Origin of the sequence: Klebsiella sp. GB_Kp047, assembly GCF_040065235.1 — a bacterium.
GTDB classification, from domain to species: Bacteria; Pseudomonadota; Gammaproteobacteria; order Enterobacterales; family Enterobacteriaceae; genus Klebsiella; species Klebsiella quasipneumoniae.
In genome coordinates this window covers 1-11,747 of the sequence record NZ_JBEAJG010000017.1, presented here as the reverse complement: position 1 = coordinate 11,747, position 11,747 = coordinate 1, and the positions used below count along the sequence as shown (strand labels likewise).

Sequence of the window (11,747 nt, the reverse complement as noted above, 5' to 3'; positions counted from 1 at the left end):
CTTCGGGGCCAGCGCGACACGCGCGCTGTTCAACGCCTGCGGCGTTAGTCCGAGTACGGGCACCACTATTTAAAGAACCCGCCCACTAGGCGGGTTTTTGCTTTTCTACATCCGGACTTTTTCATCGAACTCCACTCTATGATCCCTGCCCGGCGGCGCTGCGCTTGCGCGGGCCTACGCTGTTTGAGCCTGAGGGAGGACCCGTAGGCCGGATAAGGCATTTATGCCGCCATCCGGCATAACCGCGGGTACGGCATCCGATGTATATCGCCAGGCGCTGTACTTGCGCGGGCCTACGCTGTTTGAGCCTGCGGGAGGACCCGTAGGCCGGATAAGGCATTTATGCCGCCATCCGGCACAACCGCGGGTAAGGCGTCTGATGCATATCGCCAGGCGGCGCTGCGCTTGCGTGGGCCTACGGACAATGAAACGCCTGCGCAAACGCAGGCCGTCAGGCAAACGCAATAAAGAAAGGTATTATTCGGCGGCGGTTTTCCCTTTGCCGGGTAGTCTGAACGCTTCGCCATAAGGCTTAGCAATGCCCATGCGATATTGCGTCTCTTTAGCCGCCTGGTGGAGATCGGCAAACTCCTCTTTCGGCGCCGGCGGACGTTGCGCCTTTTTCAGACACTGATTGCGATGGTGACGGATCCACTCTCGGTCCTCATCGTCCAGACAACGCTGCATCACCTCAATCCATCTGGATGCCGCCCGACGGTAGAGCCCGCAGGCTTCTAACCGCTCCGCAATACTGTCCCTTATTCTCATCCACCTCGCTCCTCTGATGCTTTCACGATATCTCATGGTATTCCGACACGTGAGCCGGAATACCATGGTAAAGTTAATTTATGACAAAACTATTCCTCTGCGGCGCAAGGAATATATTCATTATAATAATCGCTGTGCATAGCAAACCGCCATGGCGGTAATTACTTCCAAAGAGCTCCGGAATTATATGCCGGGCGCCACCCTGGATACCGACCGGTATCGACGGTTGTACCTATCAATATCTATTTAATTTATTACATTTCCATCATTACATACCTTGCGATATCACCCATTTCCTGTACAACCAGCCCTCATGGCGATCGACCGGACTGGTCCAGCAGTTTATTTTTGAAGATAAATAAGCAGGCTTCATTAAAATTATCTAACCCCAGTCGTTCATAAAGTGCGGTCCGCTTGCGGTAAAGGCTTTTTAGCGAAGTATTAAGATTCAACGCCACCTCCTCCATTGTCATCCCCGCCCCAAGAAAACGCAGCATCAGCTGCTCTGTCATACTTAAGCGCAGATTGTCGAACCACTCTTTGGTCAGCCGATTACTCTTCATCTCCAGGAAAAGCCCAAATAAGGTCGCCATATCGGCGGGTGATAATGACATGTTTAAAAACGATTTCAGGCTGAGTAAATGCTCTTCCCGATGGCGCATATCGAGGACAATACAGCATATTCGCTTTCTGGATTGTGCCGCCTCCATCACCAGATAATCGTAATGACAAAGCGGCGAACGGCTATCAACCAGCAGAGAGAGTTCATCAACCTCATTATCTAAAATCGCTTTTCCGCTAGAATCTAACTGAATGATATCAGGGAAGAAATTCTTAACACCTTGAAAAAGATAGTGATCCTGGGTAACTAATATCATTGAATTTGCCACAAGTCGTCCCTTTAACATTTAATCAACAAATTCTCGTCAACCAGACATTATCCTTGCCCCTGTGGATCGCTCCGCATGGCGGTAAAAATAACGAGATCTGTGATTTATCATTAGCGCGGCATCTGAATCTGGCTGTGAAAAACCTCCCAGGGTTCGGACAGAAAATAAACGGATTAATTATAAATAAAAAAATCCCACAGAAAAGATGCTTTTTTTGCTATTAAGAATTTTTGTCAGAAATCATCTTAAATATCTATATAAAATCTTTCCCCTCACAGCAATATAAGCCACCAGGAAAATTTGAAACAAAATTCCAGTCAGCTTCATTTTTTATTTATTTCAGTAAGTTAAAGACATTGACTTCAACATGGCGATTCGAATTAAACCATTTTTACAGATTTATCTTAAAACTCAGCTCGTCATTTAACCATATTTATCCGCCGCGGTATCGGGTATAAATTATCCATTCAATTATCCACAGGAGATAGGTTTATTAGTTTGCAATAAGTCATTCACCCGCAGTGCCAGTCAGCTAAATGGGACCATCCTCATCCTTTAACTCACCGTCAAAGGACGGTCGTGTTGTGCAATGGATTCTTGATGAACATATGGCAAATAGAAATGGAAAGATCACCTTATTCAAATACGTTATTGTTTAATCGCAACACGAAACTCTCGCTATCAATCGGCGTGCTTTTGCTCTTCCCGACGCTGGTTCAGGGAGCGGACTCGCTCTATGACCAGCAGATCCTGCAAGCGCGTCAGGGCCAGTACGCCCCCTTTCTCTCATATCTTCAGCAGTACCAGCTACGGCATGCGTTAACCCCTTCTCAGGTAGCCGACTGGCTGCAGGTAGCCCTCTGGGCCGGCCAGGACGATGAGGTCGTGAAAATCTGGCGACGCTATCAGGTCTATATGCCGCTTCCCGCACGGGGCACCGCCGCCGCCGCGCAGGCTTTGCGCAACCAGAAACAGTGGCAAGCCTCGCTCCTCCTCTGGCAGCAGGCTCTCAGCCAGTCCCCTGACAGTGACGACTATCGTATCGGCTATATCAAGACGCTGGCCGATGCCCGCAAGGACGGCGAGGCGCTCAGCGAAGCGCGTCGCCTGGTGGCGGAGCAGGCGAGCGTGGCTCACCTGCAGACCCTCTCTTATGTCTACCTGCGGCTTGGCAAAAGCTGGGACCAGCTGCTGGTGGACACGCAGATCCTCGATCGCGAACCGCAGAACAAAGCCGCGCTGGCCAGCCTGATGGCGACCCTGACCCGCAACCGGATCGACTCCCCCGCCCTCGGCCTCGCGAATAGCGTCGAACTGACGCCCGCGGAAAAGCGCAACCTGCAGCTGAACGCCGCCGCCGAGCTGGTGCGCCTTGCCGATACGCCTTCCCGTGAAGAAAATGCGCGTTACGCGCTGGCCCGCACGGCACTGGCGCAATACGACGCGATGATCGCCGCCTGGCGTCCCGATCCGCAGGCCGCCCCGGACATCACCCGGGCGCGCATTGACCGTCTGGGCGCGCTGTACGCCAACGCAGACTACGCGCAGATCATCCGCGAATACCAAAGCCTGCTCGCGCAGCAGCAGGTGGTTCCCGACTGGGCCATCGGCTGGGTCATCTCCTCTTATATCGCCCTTAAGCAGATTGAGCCTGCGTTGACGCTCATTCATCAGCATCCCTCATGGTTGACGAGCCAACAGAATGAAGAACATGAGCTTTTCTACGCCCTGCTGGACACAGGTCAGTATCCGGCAGCGCAACGGTATGTCGCCCGCCTCACCCGGAATGCGCCCTACATCCGTCATCTCTACGGCTCGCCGACGCCCCAGCCGAACGACGACTGGCTCACCGCGCAGACGCTTAACGTGCACTATCTTTCCGCCACCAACGCCCTGCCGCAGGCCGAAGCCCGCATGCAGCGCCTGGCGGCGACGGCCCCCGGCAACCAGGGGCTGCAGATCGACTATGCCGCCGTGCTGCAGGACAGAGGGCTGCCGCGGGCTGCCGAACGCCAGTTGAAAGCGGCGGAAACCCTGGAGCCCGCCAGCCTGCAGCTGGAGCGCCAGCAGGCCTGGGTCGCTCTCGATCTGCAGGAGTGGCGGCAGATGGATCTGCTGACCGACGACGTTATCGCCCGCTCGCCACGGGATCTGAATACCCAACGCCTGGCCAGAGCCCGCGAAATCCATCATTTCTCCGAGCTGCGCCTGAGCGTCGGCAAAGGGCTGCATTCCGACAACCCGGTGAGCGGTACCCACGACCTCAGTTTTGAGACGGCGATCTACAGCCCGCCGATAGCCGACAGCTGGCGGTTGTTTGGCGGCCACCGCTTTGCCAAAGGCAATTTTGAAGAGGGGAAAGGCAGCCGTCGCCAGCTGTTCGCCGGTATTGAATGGCGCCCGCGCGACGCCTGGGGAGAACTTGAACTCTCCAGCGTCAATTTTCACGGCGAGAATAAGCCCGGCGTCCGCCTTTCCGCCGCGCACGACGTCAACGATCGCTGGCAGCTGGGCGGCGAACTGGAGTGGATTTCGCAGCAGACGCCGCTGCGCGCGTTACGCAACGGCGTCAGCGCCAACCGCGGCGAAGGCTGGCTGCGATGGTATCAAAACGAGCGCCGGGAGTACCGCGTCAGCGTGGCCGCCAGCCGCTTTACCGACCACAACCGTCGTCAGGAGTACACCCTCTCTGGTAAAGAGCGCCTCTGGCAGACGCCGTGGTTAACGCTGGATCTGCAGCCCGGTCTGGCGGCCAGCGCCAATAGCCGCACTGACACCGCGTATTACAGTCCGGCCCGCGACCTCGCGGCCACCGCAGCGCTGACCGTCGATCACACGCTTTACCAGCGGTATGACACCGTCTGGAGTCAGCAGCTGCTCGCCGGCGGCGGCAGCTACTGGCAAAAAAATCACGCCGCCGGCGCGATAACGACGCTGGGCTACGGCCAGCGTCTGCGCTGGAACAACCTCGTCGATGCCGGGGTGATGCTGAACTGGGACAAACGCCCCTACGACGGTAAACGTGAAAACAACCTCGCCATCACTGTTGATGCAAACATACGGTTTTAAGGATGACCATGCTGAACACGACCCTGCGCAACGGCCTGATGCTTCTCGGCTGGCTGTGCCTTATCTTCAGCGTGCGTGCTGAGGAGGTCCCCTTCCTCGCCCCGCAGCAACGACCCCAGCTGGAGGCCAATAAACCCTGGCCGGCGGATCGCTTTCTGGTGCTGGCCTATCATGACGTCGAAGACGACGCCGCCGACCAGCGTTATCTTTCGGTGCGGACCAGCGCGCTTAATGAGCAGATCGCCTGGCTGCTGCATCATGGCTACCATGCCGTGAGCGTTCAGGACATTCTGGACGCGCATCATGGCCTTAAGTCGCTTCCGCCTAAGGCTTTTCTTCTCAGCTTCGACGATGGCTATAGCAGTTTTTATACCCGCGTCTGGCCGCTGCTTAAAGCCTGGAACGTTCCGGCGCTGTGGGCGCCGGTGGGCAGCTGGGTGGACACCCCCGCCAACCAGCCCGTTAATTTTGGTGGCCTGATGACGCCGCGCGATCGCTTCGCCACCTGGGAGATGGTGCGCGAGCTCAGCCGCTCGCCGCTGGTGGAGATCGGCGCGCACACCTGGGCCTCGCATTACGGCCTGCCGGCCAATCCGCAAGGCAGCCGCGAGCCCGCCGCCGCCAATCGAGGCTGGGATAAAACCACCGGCCGCTATGAAAGCGACGCGCAGTTTACCCGGCGAATGACCGATGACGTGCAGAAAGTAACGGCGAAAATCCACGACGTCGCCGGGAAAGCGCCGCGCGCCTGGGTGTGGCCCTACGGCGCCGCCAGCGGCAGCACTCTGGCCATCGCCAAACAGCAGGGGTATCAGCTGGCGTTTACGCTGAACGACGGCCTGGGCAACGTGAAGGATCTGGACAATATTCCGCGCATGCTGATCGCCGGTAACCCGTCGATCAAGGCCTTTGCCAACGCCGTAACCCAGATCCAGGAAGCCGATCCTGTTCGGGTGATGCATGTCGATCTGGACTATGTCTATGACCCCAATCCCGTCCAGCAGGCAAAGAATATCGATAAGCTGATACAGCGCGTCTATGACATGAAAATCAGCCACGTCTTTCTGCAGGCCTTCTCCGACCCGCAGGGCGACGGCACGGTCAAGTCGCTCTATTTCCCCAACCGCTGGCTGCCGATGCGCGCCGACCTGTTTAACTTCGTCTCCTGGCAGCTGCAGACCCGCGGCGGGGTGAAGGTTTATGCCTGGATGCCGGTGCTGGCCTTCGATCTCTCGTCCGATCTGCCGCGCGTTCAGCGCTGGGATCCGCAAACCGGGAAGGCGTTGCTTGCCCATCAGCCCTATGTTCGCCTGTCGCCCTGGGATCCGCGGGTTCGCCAGCAGATCACCGACATCTATGAGGATCTGGCCCGACACGCCAGCTTCAGCGGGATTCTGTTCCACGACGACGCCGTGCTGACCGATTTTGAAGACGTGAGCCCGGAGGCGGTCGCCGCCTGGCGGCAGAGTGGCCTGGCGCGCGATGCCGGCCCGGTGCCCCAGCGTCCGCAGGAGCGTGAAGCATGGATGCGTTTCAAAAGCCAAACCCTGACCCGCTTCACTCTGCAGCTGCGCCAGGCGGTGCAGGCCATCCGCGGCCCGCAGGTAAAAACGGCGCGTAATCTCTTCGCCCTGCCGATCCTGGAGCCGCAGAGCGAAGCCTGGTTTGCGCAAAATCTGGATGACTTCCTTGCCGCCTATGACTGGACGGTGCCCATGGCGATGCCGCTGATGGAGTCCGTGCCGATTGACGCCAGCCAGGCCTGGCTGACGCGGCTGGTGCAGGCCGTCGCCCGCCGCCCGGGCGCGCTGAAGAAAACCATCTTTGAGCTACAGGCCAGAGACTGGAACCGACGCCAGCACAACGCCATTCCTGACCAACAGCTGGCGGACTGGATGCGTTTGCTGCGGCTAAACGGCGTCAAGAACTACGGCTACTACCCAGACGATTTCATTAACAATCAGCCTGATATCTCCCGTATCAGACCGCAATTCTCTTCCTGGTGGTACCCTGACCATGACTGATCGTATTATCGCATTGTGCATTTTATGCCTCGTTTTCGGGCTGCCGTTAGGCGTCGCAGCGGTATTTACCGGCGAGCTTATCCTCGACTTTGTCTTTTTCTGGCCGCTGTTTATGTCGGTGCTATGGATCACCGGGGGTCTGTACTTCTGGTTTCAGCTGGAGCGCCACTGGCCGTGGGGCGAGAATACCCCGCCGCCGACGCTGCCGGGCAATCCGCTGATCTCGATATTGATCCCCTGCTTTAACGAGGAGAAAAACGCCCGGGAGACCATCAGCGCGGCGCTGGCCCAGCGTTACGCCAATCTCGAAGTGATCGCGATTAACGACGGCTCTTCCGACAACACCGCCCAGGTGCTGCAGCAGCTGGCGCAGGAGGAGCCGAGGCTGCGGGTGATCCACCTGGCCGCCAATCAGGGAAAAGCGGTGGCGCTCAAAGCGGGCGCCGCCGCCGCCCGCGGCGATTTGCTGGTCTGCATCGATGGCGACGCCCTGCTGGACCGGGATACCGCGGCATGGCTGGTCGCCCCGCTGATCCACTACCCGCACGTCGGGGCGGTCACCGGCAACCCGCGGATCCGCACCCGATCCACGCTGATCGGCCGCATTCAGGTCGGGGAGTTCTCGTCAATCATTGGCCTTATCAAGCGGACGCAGCGGATCTATGGCCGGGTCTTTACCGTCTCTGGCGTGATCGCCGCCTTCCGGCGCCAGGCCCTGGCGGACGTCGGCTACTGGAGCCCGGATATGATCACTGAAGATATTGATATCAGCTGGAAGCTTCAGCTCCGCCACTGGGACATCTTTTTCGAGCCGCGGGCGCTGTGCTGGATCCTGATGCCAGAGACCCTCAAAGGGTTATGGAAGCAGCGTCTGCGCTGGGCCCAGGGCGGGGCCGAAGTCTTTCTGGTCAACCTGCGCCGTCTGTTTCACTGGCAGCATCATCGGATGTGGCCGCTGTTTCTGGAGTATGCCTGCTCCACGCTGTGGGCCTTTGCCTACGCGGTCACCATCCTGCTGTTTATCCTCAGCCGCCTGATGCCATTGCCGGACAACCTGACCGTGCACAGTCTGTTTCCGCCTGAGTTCACCGGCATGCTGCTCGGCCTGATGTGCCTGCTGCAGTTCGTCGCCAGCCTGTATATCGAACGGCGCTATGAGAAAAAGGTGGCCAAATCCCTGTTCTGGGTGATCTGGTTCCCGATGGTTTACTGGATGATCGGCCTGCTGACCACGCTGGTCGCTTTTCCGAAGGTGATGTTGAAACGTCAACGTTCCCGCGCGCGCTGGGTGAGCCCGGACCGGGGAAAAGGAAGCCTGCGATGAATGAAAATACGCTCATCTTAACCGAACACCGCGTGCTGCCCCGGCTGGTGGACGCCGGCTTAACGCTGCTGGCCTGGCTCGGTTTTCTGTTCTTTCTTTACGCCAATTTGCTGATGCAGTTCATCGCGCCGCCCTCCCCGCGCTGGTCGTCGCTGATGGACTCCCTGAATACGGCGCTGGTGTATTTATTGCTTGCCGCGCTGAACGGCTGGCTGTTGATCCTCTGGTATCACTATAACCGACGCCGCGCCCACACCCGGCGTCACACCGCGGTGCTTACCCTGCGGGATGAGGAGCTGGCCAGCAGCTTTAACGTCGCCCCGCAGATCATCTCCGAGATGAGTCGCTATAATTTGCTGACCGTTTACCACGATCACATTGGCCAGATTATTGATTTAAAAAGCCACGCGCTGCCACCGCCCGAGGAAAGGGATCATGAATGATAGCAGAGCCGCCCTCGGCGGCCCTGACCGGGTAACGACGCCGCCGATCAGCCGCCGGCTTTTTTAATCGCGGCTTCGAGCGAGGTTTTATCCGCCAGTCCCGGGAAGACGGTGATGCTGGCTTCCGTGGCGCCGGTGGTCGGCATCACGATCACGCCCGGCGTGCCGCTAAGACCAATCTCCTGCGCCAGGTCGTTAATGCTCTGCAGTACCGGTTCGACGTCGCTGGCCTTCTTCGCATCAAAGCCGGCTTTCTTCGCCTGCTGCTGGATATCCGCCGTCGTCAGCTTGCCTTCGTTATGTCCGGTGGCGTAGATCCCGTTATGGTAGGTCAGATAGGCATCCGCCCCTTTCTGCTGATAGATCTGCAGGCCGGTTTTCGCTGCTTCCAGCGAGCTTTCCCAGCGCCCGCCGAAGATAGGCCACTCTTTAAAAGCGAAGCGGGTCTGCGGATGCGCTTTAATCACCTGCTCCATCACCGGCGCCAGCCGGCTGCAGTAGACGCACTGGTAGTCAAAGAACTCAATCACCGTGACTTTGCCGTTGGCCGGGCCGTAAGTCGGGGTATTTTTATCCTGGGTCAGCAAGGCGGCATTCTTCAGCACCGCCTGGGTGGCCGCGCTGGCCTGTTGCTCAGCCTGAATTTGCTGCAGTTTCTGGCTTGCCTGCAGGAGAACTTCCGGGTGGGCGACCAGGTAATCGGCGGCGATTTTGCCGATTTGCGCCTCCTGTTCCGGGGTGAAGGTCGCCGGCGCGTCAGCGGCAGAGGCCATCGCCGGCAGTAAAACAGCGCTCAGCAGGGCGACAGAGAGGTATTTCTTGTGGCCAGACATAGTGGGGATCCTTGCGATAAGTGAACGGCAGGTGTGTCTGTATGACAAAATATCACCCTTTTTCGCCGAAGCCTTGCCCGACGGCGCGTTGATTCGTAACTTTATTTTTCAGGCTCAGGTTCCACGCGCGTCGGCGCGGGCCGGCGCCAGCGGTCAACGCTCACCGGGCGGAGTCCCCTGCGCAGCGGCTTTTCGTGGTATTTATTTCAGGTGGTTTCTCTCAATATGTATGCGTTTCTTCAACAATGGGACATGGCGGTGATTATGCTGCAGATTGTCGCCATCGACTTACTGCTGGGCGGCGATAACGCCGTGGTGATCGCCATGGCCTGTCGCAAACTGCCGCCGCAAAAACGCACCAAAGCGATCGTCATCGGCACCGTAGGAGCCATTCTGGCGCGCATCCTGCTGCTGGCGATCGCCCTGTATCTCCTGTCGCTGCCGTGGCTGAAAATAGTCGGCGCGCTGCTCCTGCTGTGGATTGGAATCAAGCTGGTCAGTGATGAGGAGGACGAGAGCGAGGTTGCCAGCTCAGGCAGCCTGTGGCGCACCGCAATCACCATCACCGTAGCGGATGTGATCATGTCGCTGGATAACGTGCTGGCGGTGGCTGCCGCAGGCAAAGGACACATTGCGCTGGTCGCCCTCGGCGTGGCGATCAGCATCCCGGTTATCGTCGCCGGCAGCAAACTGGTGCTGGCCCTGCTCACCCGCTTTCCCGCGGTGGTGCTGCTGGGCGGGATGCTCATCGGCTGGATTGCCGGCTCAATGCTGGTCAGCGACCCTACCCTCCGCCAGCTGTTTCCCACTGCCGGCGAGGGCATGGCGCGCCTGGCCGGCGCCATCGGCGCGCTGCTGGTGCTGTTCGCAGGCTGGCGCCGTCGTCAGCGGCCGCAGGCGAAAGACTAGCCTTGCCCAAGACGCCGTTGACCCCGACGGCGTCAAGTTTCTGCCACTTTTCTTCCCCTTCAGGGCGCATTTGCCCTACGCTTTATACAGACGCCTGATCCAGGGAATATGTAACCACCGCACTGAGCATAGATGAGATAACAGCATGGAATTGAAGGATTATTATGCCATTCTCGGGGTGCAACCAACCGACGATCTGAAAACCATCAAGACCGCCTACCGCCGCCTGGCGCGCAAGTACCACCCCGACGTCAGTAAAGAAAACGATGCCGAAGCCAAATTTAAGGATCTCGCCGAAGCCTGGGAAGTCCTGAAAGATGAGCAACGGCGCGCGGAATACGATCAGCTCTGGCAGCATCGCAACGATCCCGGGTTCGGTCGCCAGCAGCAGACCCACGAGCAGAGCTACAGCCAGCAGGATTTCGACGACATCTTCTCCTCCATGTTTGGCCAGCAGGCGCATCAGCGTCGCCGCCAGCACGCGGCGCGCGGCCACGACCTGGAGATCGAGGTCGCAGTGTTCCTTGAAGAGACGCTGGCCGAGCAAACCCGCACCATCAGCTATAACCTGCCGGTGTATAACGTGTTCGGCATGATTGAAAGCGAAACGCCGAAGACGCTGAATGTGAAGATCCCCGCCGGGGTAGTCGATGGTCAGCGTATCCGCCTGAAAGGCCAGGGGACGCCGGGCGAAAACGGCGGCCCGAACGGCGATCTGTGGCTGGTGATCCACATCGCCCCGCACCCGCTGTTCGACATCGTGGGACATAACCTGGAGATCGTCCTGCCGCTGGCGCCGTGGGAGGCCGCGCTGGGCGCCAAAGTCACGGTGCCCACCCTGAAAGAGAGCATTCTGCTGACGGTGCCGCCGGGTAGCCAGGCAGGGCAGCGCCTGCGCATCAAGGGCAAAGGGCTGGTGAGCAAAACCCACACCGGCGATTTGTTCGCCGTTATTAAAATTGTGATGCCACCAAAACCAGATGAAAAAGCGCGTGAGATCTGGCAACAGCTGGCGACCGCCGAAGCCAGCTTCGATCCGCGTAAGACATGGGGGAAAGCCTGATGGCTACAGTAACAGTGACGTTTACCATTACCGAATTGTGCCTGCGTACCGGGGTGTCGGAAGAGGAGCTGACGGAGATTGTCGGCTTAGGCATGATTGAACCGCACCAGCCGCAGGCGGACACCTGGCTGTTCGACGACAGCGCGGTGACGATTGTCCATCGCGCGGTGCGCCTGCGTAACGAGCTGGAGCTGGACTGGCCGGGGATCGCGGTAGCGCTGACCCTGCTGGATGAGAACGCGCGGCTGACCCGCGAAAATCGCCTGCTGCAGCAGCGCCTGGCCCGCTTTCTCGCCCACGGATAGGGGCGACATCCCGGGTGGCGGCGTACCGTCTTACTGCCGGGTGGCGGCTACGCCTGACCCGGCCTACAAATGATACCGGCCCCACCCTTTGCACTGGATTTGTAGGCCCGCGCAAGCGC

10 protein-coding genes are annotated in these 11,747 nt (G+C 58.8%); 7 read left to right on the top strand and 3 right to left on the bottom strand.

Annotated features, from left to right (window positions below; translation table 11 throughout):
* Positions 1 to 477: 477 nt before the first annotated feature.
* Together ABLV76_RS08280 and ABLV76_RS08275 are read right to left on the bottom strand one after the other, a co-directional pair.
* Positions 478 to 768 (bottom strand): PerC family transcriptional regulator, encoded by a 291-nt coding sequence (locus ABLV76_RS08280; RefSeq protein WP_004153693.1) that lies wholly within the window; start codon positions 766 to 768, stop codon positions 478 to 480.
* A gap of 311 nt (positions 769 to 1,079) precedes the next feature.
* Positions 1,080 to 1,646: a LuxR family transcriptional regulator gene (locus ABLV76_RS08275; RefSeq protein ID WP_004206400.1), complete on the bottom strand. Its 567-nt coding sequence runs from the start codon at positions 1,644 to 1,646 to the stop codon at positions 1,080 to 1,082.
* A gap of 633 nt (positions 1,647 to 2,279) precedes the next feature.
* Between ABLV76_RS08275 and pgaA the strand changes: the two genes are divergently transcribed.
* The 4 genes from pgaA to pgaD are packed head-to-tail and all read left to right on the top strand — an operon-like array spanning position 2,280 to position 8,518.
* Positions 2,280 to 4,727, top strand: a complete 2,448-nt coding sequence (gene pgaA, locus ABLV76_RS08270) for a poly-beta-1,6 N-acetyl-D-glucosamine export porin PgaA (protein ID WP_168421965.1) — start codon at positions 2,280 to 2,282, stop codon at positions 4,725 to 4,727.
* 8 nt (positions 4,728 to 4,735) lie between these two features.
* Positions 4,736 to 6,751 (top strand): poly-beta-1,6-N-acetyl-D-glucosamine N-deacetylase PgaB, encoded by a 2,016-nt coding sequence (gene pgaB / locus ABLV76_RS08265; RefSeq protein WP_049092567.1) that lies wholly within the window; start codon positions 4,736 to 4,738, stop codon positions 6,749 to 6,751.
* Positions 6,744 to 8,075 (top strand): poly-beta-1,6-N-acetyl-D-glucosamine synthase, encoded by a 1,332-nt coding sequence (gene pgaC, locus ABLV76_RS08260; RefSeq protein ID WP_032456869.1) that lies wholly within the window; start codon positions 6,744 to 6,746, stop codon positions 8,073 to 8,075. Before pgaB ends, pgaC begins: the two co-directional genes overlap by 8 nt.
* Positions 8,072 to 8,518, top strand: coding sequence for a poly-beta-1,6-N-acetyl-D-glucosamine biosynthesis protein PgaD (gene pgaD, locus ABLV76_RS08255; protein ID WP_017900081.1), 447 nt, complete (start codon positions 8,072 to 8,074; stop codon positions 8,516 to 8,518). The genes pgaC and pgaD overlap by 4 nt, the downstream gene beginning before the upstream one ends.
* 47 nt (positions 8,519 to 8,565) lie before the next feature.
* Here pgaD and ABLV76_RS08250 read toward each other — a convergent pair whose 3' ends face one another.
* The gene (locus ABLV76_RS08250; protein ID WP_049092563.1) at positions 8,566 to 9,351 is read right to left on the bottom strand and encodes a DsbA family protein; all 786 of its coding nucleotides are present in this window, start codon (positions 9,349 to 9,351) and stop codon (positions 8,566 to 8,568) included.
* Positions 9,352 to 9,576: 225 nt separating this feature from the next.
* Here ABLV76_RS08250 and ABLV76_RS08245 point away from each other — a divergent pair, with 225 nt between their 5' ends.
* The 3 genes from ABLV76_RS08245 (at position 9,577) to cbpM (ending at position 11,628) form a co-directional block, all read left to right on the top strand.
* Positions 9,577 to 10,260: a TerC family protein gene (locus ABLV76_RS08245; RefSeq protein WP_004206393.1), complete on the top strand. Its 684-nt coding sequence runs from the start codon at positions 9,577 to 9,579 to the stop codon at positions 10,258 to 10,260.
* Between the two features lie 145 nt (positions 10,261 to 10,405).
* Positions 10,406 to 11,323 (top strand): curved DNA-binding protein, encoded by a 918-nt coding sequence (gene cbpA / locus ABLV76_RS08240; RefSeq protein WP_004206392.1) that lies wholly within the window; start codon positions 10,406 to 10,408, stop codon positions 11,321 to 11,323.
* On the top strand, positions 11,323 to 11,628 hold the full coding sequence (gene cbpM / locus ABLV76_RS08235; protein WP_002885324.1) for a chaperone modulator CbpM: 306 nt from the start codon (positions 11,323 to 11,325) through the stop codon (positions 11,626 to 11,628). The genes cbpA and cbpM overlap by 1 nt, the downstream gene beginning before the upstream one ends.
* Positions 11,629 to 11,747 lie beyond the last annotated feature (119 nt).

Bases quoted from the DNA above. Each gene is read 5' to 3' on its own strand.
- pgaB (WP_049092567.1), top strand. From the start codon at position 4,736: ATGCTGAACACGACCCTGCGCAACGGCCTGATGCTTCTCGGCTGGCTG.
- cbpM (WP_002885324.1), top strand. From the start codon at position 11,323: ATGGCTACAGTAACAGTGACGTTTACCATTACCGAATTGTGCCTGCGT.
- pgaC (WP_032456869.1), top strand. From the start codon at position 6,744: ATGACTGATCGTATTATCGCATTGTGCATTTTATGCCTCGTTTTCGGG.
- pgaA (WP_168421965.1), top strand. From the start codon at position 2,280: ATGGAAAGATCACCTTATTCAAATACGTTATTGTTTAATCGCAACACG.
- cbpA (WP_004206392.1), top strand. From the start codon at position 10,406: ATGGAATTGAAGGATTATTATGCCATTCTCGGGGTGCAACCAACCGAC.
- pgaD (WP_017900081.1), top strand. From the start codon at position 8,072: ATGAATGAAAATACGCTCATCTTAACCGAACACCGCGTGCTGCCCCGG.
- ABLV76_RS08275 (WP_004206400.1), bottom strand. From the start codon at position 1,646: ATGATATTAGTTACCCAGGATCACTATCTTTTTCAAGGTGTTAAGAAT.
- ABLV76_RS08245 (WP_004206393.1), top strand. From the start codon at position 9,577: ATGTATGCGTTTCTTCAACAATGGGACATGGCGGTGATTATGCTGCAG.
- ABLV76_RS08250 (WP_049092563.1), bottom strand. From the start codon at position 9,351: ATGTCTGGCCACAAGAAATACCTCTCTGTCGCCCTGCTGAGCGCTGTT.
- ABLV76_RS08280 (WP_004153693.1), bottom strand. From the start codon at position 768: ATGAGAATAAGGGACAGTATTGCGGAGCGGTTAGAAGCCTGCGGGCTC.